The 17,252-nt window shown below is 67.7% G+C and carries 17 protein-coding genes; 5 read left to right on the forward strand and 12 right to left on the reverse strand.

From position 1 onward, the window contains the following. Positions 1-286: 286 nt before the first annotated feature. Positions 287-496, forward strand: coding sequence for a hypothetical protein (locus tag ACV7NQ_RS41200; RefSeq protein WP_463364447.1), 210 nt, complete (start codon positions 287-289; stop codon positions 494-496). Positions 497-574: 78 nt separating this feature from the next. On the opposite strand, the gene ACV7NQ_RS41205 is transcribed toward ACV7NQ_RS41200, so the two are convergent. Next, the gene (locus ACV7NQ_RS41205; protein WP_463364448.1) at positions 575-1,669 is read right to left on the reverse strand and encodes a hypothetical protein; all 1,095 of its coding nucleotides are present in this window, start codon (positions 1,667-1,669) and stop codon (positions 575-577) included. A gap of 121 nt (positions 1,670-1,790) precedes the next feature. Between ACV7NQ_RS41205 and ACV7NQ_RS41210 the strand changes: the two genes are divergently transcribed. Beyond that, complete coding sequence (locus ACV7NQ_RS41210; protein WP_463364449.1) at positions 1,791-2,603, forward strand: HugZ family pyridoxamine 5'-phosphate oxidase; 813 nt, start codon at positions 1,791-1,793, stop codon at positions 2,601-2,603. Positions 2,604-2,984: 381 nt separating this feature from the next. Here ACV7NQ_RS41210 and gloA2 read toward each other — a convergent pair whose 3' ends face one another. The 9 genes from gloA2 to ACV7NQ_RS41255 all read right to left on the reverse strand — a co-directional run bounded on the left by gloA2 (position 2,985) and on the right by ACV7NQ_RS41255 (position 11,770). Then, complete coding sequence (gene gloA2, locus ACV7NQ_RS41215; RefSeq protein WP_463364450.1) at positions 2,985-3,371, reverse strand: SMU1112c/YaeR family gloxylase I-like metalloprotein; 387 nt, start codon at positions 3,369-3,371, stop codon at positions 2,985-2,987. A gap of 177 nt (positions 3,372-3,548) precedes the next feature. Beyond that, positions 3,549-4,934 (reverse strand): amidohydrolase family protein, encoded by a 1,386-nt coding sequence (locus ACV7NQ_RS41220; protein WP_463364451.1) that lies wholly within the window; start codon positions 4,932-4,934, stop codon positions 3,549-3,551. Further along, positions 4,931-5,545, reverse strand: coding sequence for a pyridoxamine 5'-phosphate oxidase family protein (locus ACV7NQ_RS41225; RefSeq protein ID WP_463364452.1), 615 nt, complete (start codon positions 5,543-5,545; stop codon positions 4,931-4,933). The genes ACV7NQ_RS41220 and ACV7NQ_RS41225 overlap by 4 nt, the downstream gene beginning before the upstream one ends. Then, positions 5,542-6,315 (reverse strand): creatininase family protein, encoded by a 774-nt coding sequence (locus ACV7NQ_RS41230; protein WP_463364453.1) that lies wholly within the window; start codon positions 6,313-6,315, stop codon positions 5,542-5,544. The genes ACV7NQ_RS41225 and ACV7NQ_RS41230 overlap by 4 nt, the downstream gene beginning before the upstream one ends. After that, on the reverse strand, positions 6,312-7,634 hold the full coding sequence (locus ACV7NQ_RS41235) for an FAD-binding oxidoreductase (protein ID WP_463364454.1): 1,323 nt from the start codon (positions 7,632-7,634) through the stop codon (positions 6,312-6,314). The genes ACV7NQ_RS41230 and ACV7NQ_RS41235 overlap by 4 nt, the downstream gene beginning before the upstream one ends. After that, complete coding sequence (locus ACV7NQ_RS41240; protein WP_463364455.1) at positions 7,631-8,818, reverse strand: ABC transporter substrate-binding protein; 1,188 nt, start codon at positions 8,816-8,818, stop codon at positions 7,631-7,633. Before ACV7NQ_RS41240 ends, ACV7NQ_RS41235 begins: the two co-directional genes overlap by 4 nt. Positions 8,819-8,856: 38 nt before the next feature. After that, positions 8,857-9,738, reverse strand: coding sequence for an ABC transporter permease (locus tag ACV7NQ_RS41245; RefSeq protein ID WP_463364456.1), 882 nt, complete (start codon positions 9,736-9,738; stop codon positions 8,857-8,859). Further along, the gene (locus ACV7NQ_RS41250; protein ID WP_463364457.1) at positions 9,735-10,511 is read right to left on the reverse strand and encodes an ABC transporter ATP-binding protein; all 777 of its coding nucleotides are present in this window, start codon (positions 10,509-10,511) and stop codon (positions 9,735-9,737) included. The genes ACV7NQ_RS41245 and ACV7NQ_RS41250 overlap by 4 nt, the downstream gene beginning before the upstream one ends. Further along, positions 10,511-11,770 carry an amidohydrolase family protein gene (locus ACV7NQ_RS41255; protein ID WP_463364458.1) on the reverse strand — a complete coding sequence of 420 codons (1,260 nt, stop codon included), beginning with the start codon at positions 11,768-11,770 and terminating at the stop codon, positions 10,511-10,513. The genes ACV7NQ_RS41250 and ACV7NQ_RS41255 overlap by 1 nt, the downstream gene beginning before the upstream one ends. A 228-nt stretch (positions 11,771-11,998) precedes the next feature. On the opposite strand from ACV7NQ_RS41255, the gene ACV7NQ_RS41260 reads away from it, so the two are divergent. Together ACV7NQ_RS41260 and ACV7NQ_RS41265 are read left to right on the forward strand one after the other, a co-directional pair. Next, positions 11,999-12,646, forward strand: a complete 648-nt coding sequence (locus ACV7NQ_RS41260) for a helix-turn-helix domain-containing protein (RefSeq protein WP_463364459.1) — start codon at positions 11,999-12,001, stop codon at positions 12,644-12,646. A gap of 32 nt (positions 12,647-12,678) precedes the next feature. After that, entirely contained in the window at positions 12,679-13,629 is a 951-nt protein-coding gene (locus ACV7NQ_RS41265) for a PDR/VanB family oxidoreductase (protein ID WP_463364460.1), read from the forward strand. 143 nt (positions 13,630-13,772) lie between these two features. On the opposite strand, the gene ACV7NQ_RS41270 is transcribed toward ACV7NQ_RS41265, so the two are convergent. Then, positions 13,773-14,522 (reverse strand): cysteine hydrolase family protein, encoded by a 750-nt coding sequence (locus ACV7NQ_RS41270; RefSeq protein WP_463364461.1) that lies wholly within the window; start codon positions 14,520-14,522, stop codon positions 13,773-13,775. Between the two features lie 5 nt (positions 14,523-14,527). Beyond that, a complete protein-coding gene (locus ACV7NQ_RS41275) occupies positions 14,528-16,120 on the reverse strand; it encodes an AtzH-like domain-containing protein (protein WP_463364462.1) in 1,593 nt (530 codons plus the stop codon). A 196-nt stretch (positions 16,121-16,316) separates the two neighbouring features. On the opposite strand from ACV7NQ_RS41275, the gene ACV7NQ_RS41280 reads away from it, so the two are divergent. Continuing rightward, entirely contained in the window at positions 16,317-17,237 is a 921-nt protein-coding gene (locus tag ACV7NQ_RS41280) for an MBL fold metallo-hydrolase (protein WP_463364463.1), read from the forward strand. The last annotated feature ends 15 nt before the right edge of the window (positions 17,238-17,252 follow it).

Below are 17,252 nucleotides of genomic sequence, written 5' to 3' on the forward strand. Positions count from 1 at the left end.
GCGGAGGTTCAGGCGCTCGCCCGGTTGGCGGGCGACGAACTGGCTGGCGCCGTCGACGGGATCGCGGCGATTCATCGGGCGGTGTCCGATCGGGTGTTCTCGGCCGTGCGGTTGGGCGTCGGGCCGGCCGCGCAGCCGGTGAAGGCGGTGCACGATGTCATCGCCGATGGTGTGTATCGCGTCGTCGGCGGTGCTGCGAAGGCCGCAGGCACGCTGGCCGAGCGCACCGTGGAGGTGCCTGGTGGGAGTGCGCCGTCGCGCACGGTTTTCGGGTCGGTTTTGTGCCGTGCTGCAGGCGCTGATCGGCGACGGCCTGGTCTTGACCGCCAGCGGTGCGGGACGAAACCCTGCCCGCCGCATCGGCTTCGACGATGCCAACGGGCTGCACCTGCCGGGCGCGAATCATTTCACCCTGCTCAATCACGACGAGGTGTATGCGGCGCTGCGGCGGTGGCTGGCTGGCGAGTCAGGGGTGCGGGCCTTGGGGGTTGGCTGACGCCGGCCTGCGTGGACACTTCTGCGTCCTCCACACCGGAATCCACAGACTTGGGGCGAACTGTCCACGCAGACCGAGTCAGAACAACTGATCAGGGTGCGTGTCCGCCACACCCCGTACATCAGCCGCGAACTGAGCCTCGATCTCGTCGTCATTCCCGGGGCTGTGCGCTGCATACATCAGCAGGCAGCCGCGGATGCCGTCGAGGAGGTCTTCCAGCAGGTCGGGGGCGGGGCGGACCGGGTCGAGGCGGCTGATGCGGAATTCGTTGAGCAGGGCTTCCCGGGTGTCGCTGTCCAGGTCGAATTTCCGGGCCTGCTCTTCGATTTCGGCGACTCGGGCGACGACGGCCCACGGCGCGGGCACGTGCCCTTCCGATACTGACACGGCTTCGGCGATCAGGTCGACCACGATCTCGGTCGGGGTCTCCCCTGCGCCGAGGCGCTCGAGCACCAAGGTCGGGGTTTCCACCTGCAGTGCCTCGATGTCGTCGGCTTCGACCACCACGTCGACGCTGGGTATACCGGCCAGTTCGCCGGCCACCTCGGCGGCGGCGTCGAGCCAGTGGGCGGCGGCGACCGCGGCCGAGGCGGGGTCGAGTTCGGTGAACAGTTCGATGGTGCCGAGTGGATCGGCGCGCAGGAGTTCGTCGGCCGCCTGCACCTGGGCCGGTGAGACATCGGGGCGGGACAGTTCGACCGCCTGCCTGGCGCGTCCGGACAGGTCTCCGAGTTCGGCTGATTCGATCGCAGCCTGTTCGATGGCGAGCTCGGCCAGGATGGTGTCGCGCAGGTCGGGATCGCCGATGCCGTGCAGGGTGCGGCCGACGCGGTGTGCGGATTCGACGACGCCGCTGTAGGAGACGATGAGGCCGTGGTCGGTCGGTAGGTTGGGGGTGCGGATCCCCGCCTCGACTTCCTTGAAGTTCCGGCGTTCCTCGGCGCGGCGCCACGCCTCACTGTTGGGGATGTCGGGGTCGCCTGCGGCGCTGGCCGGATGGGTGTAGGTGCGCCATTGGAAGCGGGACAGGGTGGTCAGATTCGACGCCAAACTCGTTGCCTGGTCTGGGCTCATCGGTGGCAGCGCGGCCACCGTCGCCGCGAGATCGCCACGTCCGGTCGCCCAGATGGCGACTAGCGCGCTGCGGTCTGCGTCGAATGCATATCGGGTCACACCCGCAAGTCTTGCCGATCGGGCGGGGTTACGCGCGCGCAATTCGGTCCATGCTCCGCCCCGGACCGGCGTTTCTCTATGGCACGCGGAGGCGAGATCGAGCATGGACGAGGATGGGGGCATGATTCTCGATCACGGTGACCCGGGCGATGCGCCTTCAATTCCGCAGCCGACGGGGCCAGTGGTGAACTCCGCGCGGCCCGCTGCGGCCGAGGAGGCCAGAACCGTTGTGGCGGCGACGAATATCGCAACATTGGCCAGTCTGAGCGCGGATGGGTCGCCATGGGCCTCGTTCGTCACCTATGGGCTGTTGGAGGGGCAGCCGGTGCTGTGTGTGTCGAGGATGGCCGAGCATGGCCGCAATCTGGCCGATGATCCGCGGGCGAGCATCGCGGTGGTGGAGCCGAATACGCCTGCCGACCCGCTGGCGGGGACCCGGATCACTCTTGCGGGTGTGGTCGAGCAACCGATCGGCGCGGAGGCGGCTGCCGCACGCGCGGCGCATTTGGCGGCGGTTCCTGCGGCGAAGTTCTATATCGACTACAGCGATTTCGCGCTGTGGGTGTTGCGGGTGCAGCGGATTCGGTGGGTCGGCGGGTACGGGCGGATGGATTCGGCGTCGGCCGAGCAGTACGCCGCCGCGGCGCCCGACCCGATCATCCCTGCCGCCGCGCGGGCGATCACCCATCTCAATGAGGATCATGCCGACGCGTTGCTGTCCGTGGCTCAGGTGCTCGGTGGGTATCCCGATGCGACTGAGGCCAGCTGTGAGCGTGCCGACCGGTATGGGCTGGAGCTGCAAGTGGTTACTCCGCGCGGGGTGGCGCGCACCCGGGTGGGTTATGTGGCGCCACTGGATTCCATCGACCAATTGCGTGCGGCGACAGTCGAATTGACGCGGCTGTCACGTGAGGGCCTGGGTCGGACTTCGTAGAGTTCGAGTGGAAGATCGTCGGGGTCGAAGAAGAACGCCATACGCTTTCCGGTGGCGGCGTCGACCCGCAGTTCCTCGGTGTGGACGCCTTTGGCCGCCAGTTCGTCCAGTGTTGCCGCGGCGGCGCGCACGGCGCGAGATATCGTAGTCCCTGGTCCTCGCGCCTGCTCGGGCGGGCAGGCGGATCGGGGAAGGGGACAGCTCGATCCTGCCACCGGGGATCGCCAGATCGAGCTTGTAGGGGCGGTATTCTGCTGCCGTTGCAGGAGACCCATGGTCTGGCCGCGATGCAAGACGTCGTGCACGCGCGAAGGTCCGGCAACGTTGAGGTAATGGTTCTGCTCCCCGTCGTCTAGTAGCTCGGCTACGAAACGTCGACGCCTACACCTCGTACAATTCGAGCGGGAGATCGTCCGGGTCGAAGAAGAACGCCATACGCTTCCCTGTGGTCTCGTCGACCCGAAGCTCCTCGGTCCGAACACCTTTCGCGGCCAACTCATCCAAGGCCGCCCCGACATCGCGGACCGCGAACGCCAAGTGGCGCAGACCCTGGGCCTCCGGCCTGCTCGGCCGCGCAGGCGGATCAGGGAAGGAGAACAACTCGATCCGACTCCCACCCGGAATCGCCAGATCGAGCTTGTAAGACCGGCGTTCAGCGCGATACTCCTCGGCGATCACGGCAAGACCGAGGGTCTGCGTGAAGAAGCGCTTGGACTCCGCATAGTTTGAGGCGATGATCGCGACGTGATGTATTCCCAGGAGTTCCACCGTGCGACGGTAGCCCAACCAACCCTGGGGCAGGAATCGTCGCACCTGGGGTTCCGACTTATTTGTCTGGCAGCGGTTCGTAGTCGGATTTGCTACCCGCAACGTGCCCTAGCAGACCGGTGGTTTGACTCCTGAGGTTCCTACGATTGACCAGTCTGCCTCATCGCGCCCCCTAAACTAGGTCCCCGCATATGGTAGGACGGGGTGGAATCCCCCTGCCGCCGCGACCCGGATCATCCGTTGATGCAGTTCGTGTGTCGCCTGATCTGCAAGCGGGTGCGTCGAACGCCCGTCCGCCCATGCGCGCTGCCCGCCGACGTACACCGCGCGCAGATTGCGCAGTGAGCAGGCGAGCACATACGTGGCCACCGGATCCCAGACTGGCCCGGTGTCGGGCACCCGCGGGTCGACAACGATGAAGTCGGCGTATTTCCCGACCTCGAGCGAGCCCACGCGGTCGGCCGCGCCGATCGCAGACGCCGCCCCGAGCGTGTGCATCCGCAGCATCTGTGTCGGTGTGAGAACCGCGGCGTCGCTGTGCACCGCTCGCTGGGTGTACAGCCCGGTGCGCATGTTCTCGAACGGATCGCAGACGTCGGTGCAGGATTGATCGTCCAACCCGATTCCGATGCGCATACCGGTCGCCGAATACCGTGGTATGTCGGCGATTCCGGATCCGAGGCGGCCATTGGACATCGGCTGCCACACCATCGCGCAGCCGGTTCGGGCGGCGCGCTCGACCATCGGGTCGGTGGGGTGGACGAAATGCCCGAACGCGAAATCCGGTCCCAGCACCCCGGCGTCGTCGTACCAGGTGAACTTGGCCTGCTGGATGTCGAGTTGTTCGGCGGTCTCCACGAAATGTGCCTGGTTGGTGACGCCGTGGCGGTCCATCATCGCGCGCTCGCGTTCGGCGGTGACCGGCGAGGTCGACCACTGCACCGCCCCGTACACCGACCCGCCCAGGTAACGATCCTGGGGCACAGTCGTTTTCGCATAATTCATCACCTCGCCGAAGGCCCCCAGCGCCTCGTCCTCTGGCAATTGCTCATCGTCGAGCCGCACACTGGCGACGAACCGGATACCCGCATCGCTGGTGGCATCGATCTGGCGGGTGAGGAATTCCACCGGGCGCACCGCGGCGGCTTTCAGGCTCGAGGAGCCGTAGTCGAACAGGGCCAGCACTCGGCTCTGGGTGAAGTTGTAGGCCGAGGTGACCCCGCCCGCGAGAAAGTCCAGCGACCCGGCGAGTGTCAGCCAGTACAGATCCTCGGCCTGCGCGGCGAGCAGCATCTCGGTGTTGCGGGTGACCCAGGGATACAGCGTGCTGCTGGCCGCGACACCGCGCATGCCGCCGGTGTAGATGTGGCTGTGCGCGGAGACGAAGCCGGGCGCGACGAAGGCACCGGCGGCATCGAGGATTTCACCTTCGGTCGCGGGTGGTTCCCCCTCGCCGATACCGGAGATGCGGCCGTCGGCGGCCACGGTCAGCCATCCGTGCAGCCACTCCCGATCGCCCGCGACCGGCAGCAGGATCGCGTTGCGGACGGTCAGTGCGGTCATCCGGGCAGCACCTCCACGTCCCAGGCGGCGCCGCAGCGGCGATAGCGGACCCGCCGGGACGGACCGTCCGGGTCGCCGCGCCAGAACGTCAGCTCCTGCGGGCGCAGCACGAATCCGATCCAGGCCAGCGGCGGGTCGAGGTGGGCGTGCTCGGCATCGAACTGCGCCCACCGCGCGTGCCGCCGGTCCTCGGACAGCGCGGCGATCTCGGGCGTGTTGAGCCACGCCAGCAGTTGCAGGTACCGACCGCGCTGCGCGTAGGTCGCCCGATCCTGAGCAGCGGAGGCGCGGTAGACATCGCCGTGCATGCTCAGCTGCCGCCCGACCTCCGGCCAGGCCACGGTCGCTGCCGCGCGTGGGCTCGCGTGCAGCTCGGCGACCTTTCCCGAACCTGCGTCGGTGTGGAAATGGATTGCGGTGCCGTCGAATTCGCTGAGCAGCACATGCCGCACCCGCGGGTAACTGTCGGCAGCGACGGTGGCCAGCGCCAGCAGCAGCGGGGGTGCGGTGCCCGGTGCCGGAATCCACATCGACAGTAGTCGCAGCGGGTCGACGCTCAGGTAGTCGGCCGGTGCGCAGTCCTGTCCGAAGGCGGTGCTGCTGGTGATCATCGGCGCACCCGCCCTGGGTCGAAGGTGGCGACCTCGGGAATGGCCTGCACCAGCGTGTCGACACTGCCGGCGAACAACTCGGCGCCGATATCGGCGGCGGCCCCGGTAGGATCGCCGATCACCCCCGATTCGGCGAAATCGTCAGCGAGCCAGCCGAATCGGACCGGCTTGCCGAACCCGACGTGCTTGTGGTCGGCGATCGCATGCGGCACAGCGGCTTTCGCCTTGCTCATCTCGACCAGGTCCGGCCGCAGGTGCAGCATCACCGACGTCTCGGCCCAGCCGGCGTGAATGCCGAACCCCTGCTCGGTCGGCCCCGGCCGCGCCGGGGACGCGTAGAGGAAGGTCTGCAGATCGAACCGGCGCCGCAGCTCCCGCAACGCCACCTCGAGCAGTGCCGAATTGCCGCCGTGGCAGTTGACGAACAGCACCCGCCGCGCCGGTGTGGCGGCGATACTGCGGCCCAGGTCGACCACGATGCGCAGCAGCGTCTCCGCCTGCAACCACATCGCGCCCGGAAAGTTGGCATGCTCATCGGATTTCGTATATCCGAGCGCCGGCAGCAGCCACACGTCGTGCCCCTCGGCGACGGCGCGATCGACCGCCGCGCCGGCCACGGCCTCGGCCACCACCAGATCGGTGCTCAGCGGTAGATGCGGGCCGTGCGGCTCGATCGCTCCGGTCGGCAGCACCAGGATCGAATCCCGGTGCAGCGCTTCGGGAACCTCGGCGGTGGTGAGGTCACTGAAGCGCCGGGTGGATGTCGTCATTGGTGCCACCTTCCTGGATTGAGCAAACCCTTCGGATCGGTGCTGCGTGCCAGCGCCCGGACCCGTTCGGCATCGAGGTCGACATAGGACTGATGGGGCGAGTGCACTCGCACCCCGAGCTCCGCCAGCGCCGGGACACCGGCATAGACCTGTTCCGGATCGTGGTAGACGCCGTTGAGCATCCCGAACATCATCTGATGCCCGACCTCCAGATGCAGCATGCCACCCTCATAGACCTCTTCCACCTCCCGTAGCCGGGTGACCAGCGCATCGCCCTGGCACTCCATATGAAAGTACGTGTCCGGCACGGCTTTCTGCAGCCACCAGGTGGGGTGGTTGTAGGAGATGGTGCTCAGGCGCATCGTCTGCGCCAGCCCCTCGCGCACCGCCTCGATCCGGCCGCCCGCGGCCTCCAGCACGGCGATCGTCTCGTCGAGTGCGGCGGCGTCGATAATGCCGCGGACGTTGGCCCGGCCGCGTACCAGCGCCGGATCGGCCGGCAAGGCGTCGACGACTGTGGCGCAGTCGGCCGACAGCAGCCGCGGCTTGGGCTCGATCGCGGCCGCCGCAAACGCGGCAGGGAACGCCTCGAAATGCGAATCGAAGCTGGCGTACAGGCACTTCCAGTCCTGCAGCGGCTCGAGCCGGACCGTGGCGGCGACGATGATTCCGGCCACGCCGTAGGTGTGCACCATCGGCTGCGCGGCCTCGCCCTCGAGATGGACCAGTTCGGCATCCTCATGGCCGTAGACGACGTCGACCGATTCCACGAACCCCATGTGGTTGCGGCCGTGCACGATGGTGCCGGTGCCCGCGGACCCGCCGGCCAGGAAACCACCGAGGGTGGATTGCGCGGTCGACGGATACATCCACAGCTGCCGTCCGCAATCCCACGCCGCCTGCTCCAGGTTGATCATCCTGGCGCCCGCCTCCGCGGTGAGGGTGGTGTCGGTGAGTTCCCGGATCCCGGCCAGCGAGGTCATGTCCATGACCAGCCCGCCGAAGCGGGGCACGACCTGACCGTAGTTACCGGTTCCCTTGCCCCGGGCGGTGATCGGCACGCCGTGGCGCACCGCCGCCCGCACGATCGCCGGAACCTGTTGTGCCGTCTTGGGATAGCACACCGCATCCGGCCTGCCCAGCGACTGGGCCGACAGGATCGGACTCATTCCAGAGCCGTCGCGGGAGGCGCGGTCGAGCGCCCGGTCGAGTGTGCTCACCCCGCGCGGGCCGAGCAGGGCGAGCAGCTCGTCGACGAGGTCGTCGAGTTGCTCGGGCCCGAACTGGTGATCACCGGTCGCCACGAGAGCGGCCGTCACGACGGGAATCCGATCTTGGGATCAACGAATCGGCTGGTCGCGATCTGCTCCGGGGTCAGGTTCTGCGGAATGCTGACCTTCTGCGCGGAGAAGATCGGCCGGGCGAGATCGATGATCCGCTGCACTCGTGCGGGGTCGAAATCGCCGAGGGTGCTGCCGTGTTCGTTGCCAACCAGACCGGCTTCACGCATCTTCTTCGTCGCGAAGTCGGCGTTGCCGGCGTCGTAAACCCAGCCGGTGCTGAACTTGCCGACCGCCTGCACGATCAGATCGTTCACCTTGGCCGGATCGGCGAAATAGTCGATCTCGGCGCGCTGCATCACGGGAACCAGGCGCTGCAGGCAGGATGCATAGGAGTCCAGTTTGCCCGAGCGCAACGCGAGCGCGGACTTGTAGACAGGGAATCCCGCGTCGTGCAGCAACTGGTAGGCCACCGGCTTGCGCCATTGAGCGATCTTCTGCTCGTAAAGATAGGGCTCGGAGCTGGCAAAACCCTGCTGTGCCTTGGCACCCCCCGCGGCGACGAAGGTGGCCGGGGTGCCGTCGTAGCTACCGTCCACCTGGCTCTTGTCGAGAATGCCCGCACCGGTGAAGTAGTCCATGTAGGCGGAGCCCTGGAAGTACAGCACGGTGGCCTTGGCGGCCTTCAGATCGGCGATGGTGTGCACGTTCGGGTATGTCGCCGGATCCCACATGATCATCTGCGGGTTGATCTTCAACGGCGCGAACACCCCGGTGGTCGGGTTGGTACCCGCGGTCTGCACAGATTGGTCGGTGTCGACGAAGCCGAGCATGATCGAATCGTCCTGATACATCTGGGATGTGACGGTCTGAAACCCGATGGCTGGGCCGCCGGCGCGGATCTCGAGATCGACGCCGGTGTACTCGCCGTGGTTGAACAGCGGGCCGGTGACCCGCTTGCCCGCGGCGTCGAAACTCGGGTTGGGGCCCAGCATTTGGTAGATGCCACCGTGTTCGGCTTCCGGGTTCCAGTCGGACTGGACCACGATCTTGGCCGGGCACACCTCCTTCAGGTTGACCGAGCCGATCGGGCCGCTGTATCCGGAAGTGGCTGCGGGACTGTCATTCTGGGCGCAGCCGGTCAGGGCGGCCACGCCCAGGACGGCGGCGCCGACACTGGCACCGAGGGCACGTGTGAACTGGTGTGGGGTCTTTCTGGTCATTATTTCTCCCGAGGGGACGCGGCGGAGGAGGAGAGGGATCAGTGGCGGTCGGTGTCGTACCAGGCGCCGACGACCCGGCGACCCAGCCAGCCGAAGAACACGAAGACGACGACGCCGAGCGCGGAGGCCAGCAGGATGGAGGCGAACAGTTGCGGTGCCTGCAGCCGGGAGCGGTAGTTGTCGATGAGGATGCCGATGCCGGGATTGCCCTGTTTGAAGAAGAAATCGCCGACGATCGCACCGACCACCGAGAGGCCGGCCGAGATGCGGACTCCGGCGAAGATGGCTGGCATCGCGGCCGGGAACTCGAGCTTGAACAGCACGGTCAACCGGCTGGTGGAGCGCAGCGCGAACAACTCTCGCAGCCCCTTGTCCACCGATTTCAGGCCGAACAGCGTGTTGGACACGATGGGGAACAGGGCGATCAGGACGCAGACGAAAACCCGGGAGGTGAAGCCGAAACCGAACCAGAACCCGATCAGCGGCACCAGTGCCAGGATCGGAATACATTGCATGACAACCGCATACGGGAACAGTGCGATCTCCGCCCAGCCGGCCTGCGACATCAGCACCGCCCACAGGACGCCGAGGACGACGGCAATCAACAGACCGGTGAACGCCACGGTGGCGGTGCGCTGCAAGGCCTGCCACATGTCGGGCGCCGCGGGACCGAACAGGCCCTTGGTGATGACCTCATGGAGTGGCGGCATCAGAAATCGCCGGGACGGTGCCAGCACCATGTAACTGACGATGTACCAGGCGCCGATCACCAAGGCCAGCACCGCAAGTGGTGCGAGCACCATCCACAATTTCCGGTTCCGCGCCGGTGGGACAGTGATCGAGGGCTCCGGGCCGGTCGGCGGCGCGGGGGCACCGGTCGGCTCGAATACCGTGGGGGCAGTGGTTATTTCGGTGCTCATTGGTGACTTCCTCGCAGTGCCTGCGAGACCCGGCTCGCGAAAGCGGTGAATTCGGGGGTGAAGCGGATCTGCGGACGGCGCGGGAATTCGAACGGGATGTCGATCTCTTCGACGATGCGGCCCGGCCGGCCCGACATCACCGCCACCCGGGTGGACAGATAGACGGCCTCGGTCACCGAATGCGTGATGAACAGACCGGCGAACCGGCGGGTGTCGAACAGCTCCGTGATCTCGTCGCCGAGCCGCTCCCGGGTGATCTCGTCCAGGGCGCCGAAAGGCTCGTCGAACAGGAACAATTCGGGATCCACGCTCAGTGAGCGCGCCAGCGACACCCGCATCCGCATGCCGCCGGACAGCATGCGCGGCAGGTGGCCGGAAAACCCGGTGAGACCGACCAATTCGATGGCCTCGTCGGCGCGGCGATAGCGCTCGGCCTTCGGGATGTGGTCGAGTTCGGCCAGCAGTGCGACGTTGTCGCGCACTGTGCGCCAGGGCAGCAGGGTCGCGTCCTGGAACACATAGCCGATCCGGTTCGCCCCGACCTGGGTGTAGCCGCCGGTCGCGGTCTCGAGCCCGGAGGCGATCCGCAGCAGTGTCGACTTCCCGCATCCGGAAGGCCCTACGACACTGACGAATTCGCCGGCGCGGACCTTCAGGTCAACGCCCGCGAGTGCGACCGTGCCGTTGGGGTAGGTCAGTTGAGTCGATTCGAATCCGAGGACCTGGCTGCCTGGCCGGGGCGGCGCGGCGCTCATCGTGGGCGTGCGGGACATCAGACCTCCAGTGCTGCGAAATCGGCTGTGCGGTGGTCGGTTCGGCTGATCGAGACGATCGAGCCGTTATGGATCACGATGCGGTCGGCCGGGGCGTTGGCGACGACGTCGAGCAGCCCGCTGCCGCGTACGGCGAGGAATTCCGCACGGGCGCCGGGCTTCGCACCGGCCTCGGGCAGTCCCATGACCGCGCGCGCGCCGTCGGTGACCAGGTGCACGGCCACCTCCGGCGCCAGATGACCGGCGGTGATCAGTAGTGCGGCTGTTTCGAGGGCGTCGCTGCGGCCGACCGGGTTGAACGGATCGCGCACGTTGTCTGCGCCCGCGGCGACCGGGATACCCGCGTCGAGAAGCGCTGTGAGCGCGGTCAATCCGCGTGGCGTGGCGACCGGATCGTCCCAGCCCTGCAGATACAGGTTGGTGATCGGCAGGCTCACGATCCCCATGCCGCTGCGCGCCACGACGGCCAGCAGTGCCGTCAGCTCGTCGGCGGCCATGGTGCCGAGGCGGCAGCAGTGCCCGGCGGTGCGCTTGCGGTCGGCGGGCCAGGCGGCGACCCGTTCGGCATAGTGTGCGAGCGTGTGATGCTCGCCGTGCAGGAACTCGTCGACATGCAGGTCGGTGCCGACGGCGCGCGCCTCGGCGAAGTCGAGCAGCCGACCCAGCTCGGCGATCGGGTCGGGCGCGACATGCGGTGCGCCGCCGACCAGATCGGCGCCGGCGTCGAGGGCCGCATCCAGCAGCGCGGAATCGGCCGTCATGGGTGTCAGCGCGACGATCTCGATGTCGAGCAGGCCCGCCAGCTGTCTGCGCACCCGATCCACCGCGCGGATCCCGCGCAACGGGTCGGGACCGCCGAGGATGTCGACATGCGAGCGCGCGGCGGTAGTTCCGTTGCGCAGCAAGGCGAGTGCGGCCGCGGCCGCGCGGTCCCGGAACGACTCCTCGGCCAGATCGGCGCTGCCGCGGCGCCACGAATCGATCGCCGCCCCGAGATCACCGAACGGGGGCGCGAGCACATCCCAGGACAGCGCCTTGTCCAGGTGGGCGTGCGGTTCGGCGGGCGCGGTCAGCAGCACGAAACCGCTCAGATCGATCGACCCGTCGGGGGTTTCGCCCGTCGTGTCGAGCGCGCTCGGATGGACCGCGGTGACCAGCGAGTGCTCGCCGTCGCGGCCGATCTCGATGTCGACCACCGAGCCGTCCGGCAGGGTCGCCCCGCACAGCCGTGAAATACGCTGTGGTAGTGGATGATCCATGGAAACCTTCGAGGTGGAGTAGGTCGTGGTGGCCCGCCCGTGGCTGGTCGGCGAGGCGCTGCGGATAGAAGCTAATGTTGATGTGATCAACATTCAGCACTATTCAGCCGCCGTGTTTCGGGTAGATGAACGAGCCAGCTACGGTCTTGTTAATTCACCGTCGCGGCGCAGGATGGGCCAGCGTGCGGTGCGTGTGTGCACCGCGTCACAACGACCGGGTGGTGAGATATGAAGGTGGACAACGGGACCGGAGCGGCGAACCAGGACGCGCAGACGATGCTGGGTGCCGAGATCCGCCGTCGGCGGCGCGATCACGGACTCACCCTGGTTCGGCTCGCCGAGCAGGCGCAGATCTCGCACCCGTTCCTCAGCCAGCTCGAGCGCGGCCTGGCCCGGCCGAGCATGATGACTCTGGCCCGCATCGCCGAGGCGCTGGGCACCACTCAGGTCGACCTCATGCTGGCCGCCGACACCCGTGGTCGCGACGAGGCCGAGGGTACCGCCGAGGGCCGGGTTATCCGCTCCCACGAGGGCGTGCAACTGCCGCGCGGGATCGCCCGATCAGGCCAGGAGGAAGGCTCGACCCGACTGCTGGTGCATGGGCGCGCATCGTTCTATCCGCAGGAGTTCGTCGATGTGCACGCCGATTTCGGCCCGTACTTCGAGCATGACGAGGACGAGTGGGTCTACGTCGTGGAGGGTGCGATCGTGGTCGACCTCGGCGACCACGGCAGCGCGCGGCTCGCCGAGGGGGACAGCCTCTACTACACTGGCGGCACACCACACCGGTGGCGTGTGGTGGACGGCCCGCGTGCCAGGCTGATCGTCGTGAAAGCGGCCGGGCGCGAGACCGATTCCCGTGGCTGGGAGAAATGACCAGGCGGGGCCCCGTACTCCGGGAGGCCCTGATGAACAATTCGGACCCCATCACCGTCGTCGTCGGTGAGCGTCGCCGGCTGGCCCGCGATGTCGACGAGTTCACCCTCGTGCGCCCTGACGGTGGCCCGCTTCCGGCGTGGGAGGCGGGCGCGCACATCGACCTGCTCCTCGACAGCGGAATCGTGCGCCAGTATTCGCTGTGTTCGGATCCCGAGGACCGCACGTCGTACCGGGTCGCAGTACTGCGGGAACCGGATGGACGCGGTGGATCGGTACGCGCCCACCAGTCGCTGTCCGTCGGGGCAACGGCCTCGATCCGCCCGCCGCGCAACCACTTTCCGTTGGTGCGCGCGCTCGGCTATGTGTTCCTCGCCGGAGGTATCGGGATCACGCCGATGCTCGCGCTGGTCGCGGCCGCAGAACGCAGCGGCCGTCCTTGGCGGCTGGTCTACACCGGCCGAGACGAATCGAGCATGGCCTACGCCGGGGAATTGCGGCAGCGGTACGGCGACGCCGTGGTCGTGCACCACTCCGCCCGGGCCGGGCGGCTCACGGTGGCCGAGGTTCTCGCCGATTCGGCGCGGGGCACCGCCGTATTCGCCTGCGGCCCAGCTAGTTTGATCGCCGCAGCAGAGGAGGCGTGCGCCGGTCTGGGGGCGGTCGATGTGTTCGCCGAGCGGTTCGTCGCCCGCGATCCGACGGCATCGCAGGCTGTGCCGTTCGAGGTGTCGCTCGCGTTGTCGGGGCTGACGCTCACGGTGCCGACCACCCGCACGATCCTGGAAGTAGCCGAGGAATCCGGCGTCGTGACACTGTCGTCGTGTCGCGAGGGCACCTGCGGCACATGCGAAACCGGTGTGGTCAGCGGGGAAGTCGACCACCGCGACTCCGTGCTGACGCCGGAGGAACGTGCCGAGAACGAGTCGATGATGATCTGTGTATCACGCTGCGCCGGTTCACGATTGGTGCTCGAGCTCTGAGGAGTTGACCGGCGGATAGCGCCGTCCGACGTTCGTCGTCCGGGGCGCGTGTTCCGACCTTCGTCGTCGGACGGGGCAGGCCCGCCTCCGTCGTCCCGGCGCGCTTTGGCTGGGAGCTCGATATATCCCGGAAGGCAGTCGCGCTACCGGGATTCGGCGGTCAGTGCCCTGACGAGATCCTGCGTGGAAGCGGTGAACCCGAAGCACTGCCGGACGTTGTAAACCGTCGCGTCCATGCAGTATTGGGGTGAGGTGGTGGCCACCGCATCGGTGAGCATGATGACGTCGTAGCCGATATTGGCGGCGTCCATCAGCGTCGACAGCACGCATTGATCTGCGTTCACGCCCGCAAACAGCAGGGTGTCGACGCGGAGGTTGCGCAGTACGGAATCCAGAGCGGTGTCGACGAATCCGCTCATCCGGAACTTGTCGACACGCAGGTCGCCGGGAGCGATGTCGAGTTCGTCGACCACGGCCGCGCCCCAGCTGCCCGCCTCGAGCACGGCCGTGCTCGAAGCGCTTGCCGCACTGCCGATTCCGACTCCCTCGCCCGCCGGGTCGTACACGTGCAGCACGCCGGGCGGCAGGTTAGCCCGGTCGGGCCGGTTGCCCCAGTTCACCCAGACGATCGGGATGTCCGCGCCGCGCACAGCCGGCAGCGCGGCGCGGACCGTGTCGACGGCCGCGCGTGTGGGCGAAATGTCCACGCCGATAGCGGCGAGCCAGCCGTCGGGGTGGCAGAAGTCATTCTGCAGGTCGATGACGATTATCGCAGTGCACGCGAGGTCGATGGTCACTCGCTGCGGCCGGGCGTCGAGTTCGATCGGCCGGGAGGTACCGGGTCGGCGCAGATCCGCCTGGTCGGCAGACAGCGACCAGGAATTGCGAGCCATCGGATTCAGTCCTGTCGGTCGTAGGGTTTGGCGAAGGCGAGCAGGCTGGTGTCCTGCCCCGGCCCGGCCACCAGGCACAATCCGACCGGGAGAGTGCCGGCCAGCATCGTGGGCATGGTGAGCGCGGGCAATCCCGCCAGTGACGCGAGGCAGGTCAGTCGCAGGGTCGCCTGCCGCACCGCCTCCACCTCTGCAGGGGCGGCATCGCGCAGCGGGGCAGCCGACGAGGCGGCCGGCAGTGCAAGGGCGACCCCGGGTGGTAGCAGCCGCCGCAACTCGTCGCTCATTACCGCGAGCAGGTGCCGTGCCGATTTCTCCGCGGCCGCGTCGATGTGCCGTCCGGCGTGGAAACGTACGGCGACGTCGGGGGCCAACGCTTCCGGATGGGCGCAGAGGAACTCACCGTGCAATCGCCAAGCCTCGGCAGCCTGCACGGTGCGGAATGCAGTGAGCACGCCGTCGAGTCCAGCGCCGTCGGGGTAGGTCAGTGTGATGATTTCCGGTGCCGGCAGTTCCTTACCGTCGGCCGCGTCCCGCAGGGTCAGCGCCTGCGCCGCCGCCCAGAACGACTCGCGCGCAGCGGGATCCAGCAGTTCGACCAGTTCCGGTGCCACGACGATGCTCGTGATCGGATGGACCGGTTGCTCCGGTAGCAGTGCCGCGCCGGCACGGGCGAGCAGGTCGGCATCCCTGGCGAGCAGACCGACGGCGTCGAAGCTCTGCGCCAGACCCACCAGCCCGGTGCGCGCGATCACCCCGTGGGTGGTGCGCAGACCGTAGAGCCCGCAATACGAGGCCGGGACGCGAATCGAACCCGCGGTATCGGTGCCGAGGCCGATATCGGCGAATCCGGCGGCTACCGCGGCGGCCGGTCCGCTGCTCGATCCGCCGCTGATGCACTGAGCCGCAACCGGATTCGGCGTCGCGCCGTAGTGCCTATTCACACCCGCCAGGGAGAAGGCCAGCTCGTCGGTCACCGCAATGCCCGCGACATCGGCCCCGGCAGCCAGCAGCGCGGCCACCGCTGCCGAGTGGTGGGGCTCGACCGGAGTCGTCGCCAGCCAGGTTGGATTGCCCGCTCCGACGGCGTGACCGGCGACGGCGAAAAGGTCTTTGACGGCCACGCGCGCGTGCTGGAGCGGACCGTCACCGCCGCGCACGAGGGGGTGCTCTTCAGGGGCGATCCGCCATATCGAGTCGGGGGCGACCGTGGTGTCGACCGCGGGTGCGGGCCCCGCGCAGACATGCGCGACCGTGACCGCCCAACGGCCATTGCCGTCGCACTCCCAGACCTGAGTTTGTATGCCGCACAAGCCATCCGCGCGACGGGTCTCCGCGACGATCGCCGCGGTGTCGGGGCCGAGACGGCGCACGTGCACCCGCACCAGAGATCGAGCCGGTGTACCGCCGCGTCCGGCCCGGAATGCGGCGATGGCGTCATGGCCGACCAGCGTGCTCGCCGGATCGCTGCGGATCGCCCGGGGACCGTCGGCGAAAGCGGCGTCGAGTTCGGTGACGTCATTGACCATCAGGGCACGTTCGTAGCGTGCGAAGGCCGCCCGCAGCGCACCGTCAAGGTCGTCGAAGGGGGAGATCACCGGTCGGACTGTAGTGCGGAATGTTGATGGCATGAACATTCTTCGCGTAACCGTGGTGTGAATCTTGTCAGCCGTGATCGGCTGGCCAACTACGGCTTCCGTTCTGTTCGCGAGTAGGACCGCAACTTTTACGCTTCGGAAACATACCGCCCCTAGTTTGGCCGATATAACTGTCATCAACATTCGAGGAGATGCGGTGGCGTCGCCAGCACCGGCCTTCTGCGCAGATCCGGATTCGTGGTTCCACGTCCGGGACGTGGGGGACGGGATCCATCTGATCAACGAGCCCGGTCACGTCGCCAGTTACCTGGTAGTCGGAATTCGGACGGCGCTGTTGTTCGACTCCGGACTGGGCATCGCACCGATCTCGCAGGTCGTGCGGGCACTGACCGCACTGCCGGTGCTGGTGGTGTCCTCGCATCATCACATCGATCACCGCGGCGGCAATGCCGATCTGGCCGCGCACGTCGAGGTGGTCGATTTCGCCGCTCACCCCGCGGCCGCCCGCGCGGATTCCGGCTGCCTGCACACCGATGCCGATCCGGCTTTCCTGCGCAGCTACGCCGCGGCCATGGCGCAGGTCGTTGCGGAGTTCGACCGCTTCGCCGCACTGGACGCCCAGTACTTCTTCACGCTGGCCCGGGTGGGTCATCTTCGCCCGCTGCCGGATCTGACCGAGTGGCGGATACCGCCGATACCGATCAGCTGCACCCTCACCGACGGCGAGATCATCGATCTAGGCGGACGACAGTTGGAGGTGTTGCACACGCCCGGCCATGCACCGGATGCACTGTGCCTGTTCGACCGCGCCAGCGGCACGCTGTTCTCCGGTGACACCGTGCTCGCCGCCGCCCACTGGCTGCATGGCTCCGGTGCCGATCCGGCCAGGTTTGCCGAATCGACAAGGCGGCTGGCGACCTTGCCAATCAGCCGAATTCTGGCCGCGCACAACGTCGTCTGCGAACTGCCGGGCGGTGCGGCCGCCGAGGTCGCCGACGCCGCGGCGGCACTGCTGGCGGGGACGACCACCCATCGGCCCGGCAGCGACATGCTCGGTCAACCGGTAACCCGCCACGACTGCGGCCCAGTCACGCTGCTCACACCACCCCTCGGCTGAACCGCCTCCGACGTA

This window comes from Nocardia sp. Tas62D01 (genome assembly GCF_055232035.1).